The organism is Streptomyces sp. BE20 (assembly GCF_036322525.1).
Taxonomy (GTDB): domain Bacteria; phylum Actinomycetota; class Actinomycetes; order Streptomycetales; family Streptomycetaceae; genus Kitasatospora.
Window position 1 is genome coordinate 1 of sequence record NZ_JAQYWW010001206.1, and the last position, 1,384, is coordinate 1,384.

The 1,384-nt window shown below is 68.7% G+C and carries 2 protein-coding genes; both read left to right on the forward strand.

Annotated elements, in window-relative coordinates; translation table 11 throughout:
* Window positions 1-816 (forward strand): carbohydrate ABC transporter permease (locus tag PUR61_RS41120; RefSeq protein ID WP_329885070.1); only part of this gene is annotated, 816 nt, incomplete at its 5' end.
* Window positions 813-1,384 (forward strand): carbohydrate ABC transporter permease (locus tag PUR61_RS41125; protein ID WP_329885071.1); only part of this gene is annotated, 572 nt, incomplete at its 3' end. The genes PUR61_RS41120 and PUR61_RS41125, both read left to right, overlap by 4 nt.

Consider the following 1,384-nt stretch of genomic DNA (forward strand, 5'->3'; position numbering starts at 1 on the left):
CCCGCGCTGCTGGTGATCCTGGGCTTCACGTTCTACCCGATGGTCCAGTCGATGCTCCTGAGCACCGACCACTGGAACCTGCTGGGCCCGCGCACCTTCGTCGGCGCGGAGAACTACCGGACCATCCTCGGCGCCGGCACCTTCCGCACCAGCATCGTCAACACGCTGGTGTTCACCGCGATCACCATCGTCGGCACCTACGTGCTGGCGCTGGCCACCGCGACGGCCGCCAACCGTGAACTCGCCTCCGCCCGCCTCGTCCGCACGGTGACCGTGCTGCCCGCCGTCATCCCGATGGTGGTCGCCGGCCTCGTCTGGAAGTGGCTGTACGAGCCCGACCACGGACTGATCAACACGCTGATCGGCCTGTTCGGCGTCGACGGCGCCCGCTGGCTCTTCGACAACGACCTCGCCCTGCCCGCCGTCGCCGTCGTCAGCATCTGGAAGGAGTTCGGCATCTACGCGCTGATCCTCCTCGGCGGACTCCAGCGCATCCCGGACGAGATCTACGAGGCCGCCACCATCGACCGCGCCGGCCCCTGGCGACAGTTCCGCTCGATCACCCTGCCGATGCTCAAGCCGGCCACCGCCGCCGTCTTCCTCCTGCTCCTGTTCAACTCCTTCAAGGTGTTCGACCAGGTGTGGGTGATGACCGAAGGCGGTCCGGGAACCGCGACGCTGACCGTCGTCACGTTCATCTACACCCGCCTGCTGACCGACGTGGGCGTCGCCTCCGCCGCCTCGGTGGTCCTGTTCGTGATCCTCCTGACGATCACCCTCGTCCGGCTGAAGCTGACCTCCCGGGAGGAGTCGTGAGCAAGTCCCCGAAGCGTCTCGCCCCGACGCTGTGGCTGACCGTCGCCGGCGTCTTCGCCGGACTCCCGGTGCTCTGGATGCTGCTGACCTCCTTCCAGCCCCTGGAGGAACTGGTCGGCAACGGGCGGCACCTGATCCCCGGGAGCCTGACCCTGGGCGCCTACCGGGAGGTCCTCTCGGCCTTCCCGTTCGGCCAGTGGTTCGTCAACTCCGTACTGGTGGCCGGCGCCGTCGTGGCCGGCAACCTGGTGTTCGACACCCTCGCCGCCTACGGCCTGGCCCGGATCCCCTTCCGCGGCCGGCAGGCCGTCCTCACCCTGATCCTCGCGACGCTGATGATCCCCACCCAGGTCATCCTCGTCCCGCTGTACCTGGTGATGCGCGACCTCGGCTGGATCGACACCTACTGGGCGCTGATCATCCCCTTCCTGGCCAGCCCCACCGGCATCTTCCTGCTGCGCCAGCACTTCGTGACGCTGCCCGTCCAGCTCGACGAGGCCGCCGCCATCGACGGCGCCGGCCGGCTGCGCACCCTGGTGAGCATCCTGCTCCCCAACTCCTGGGCGGC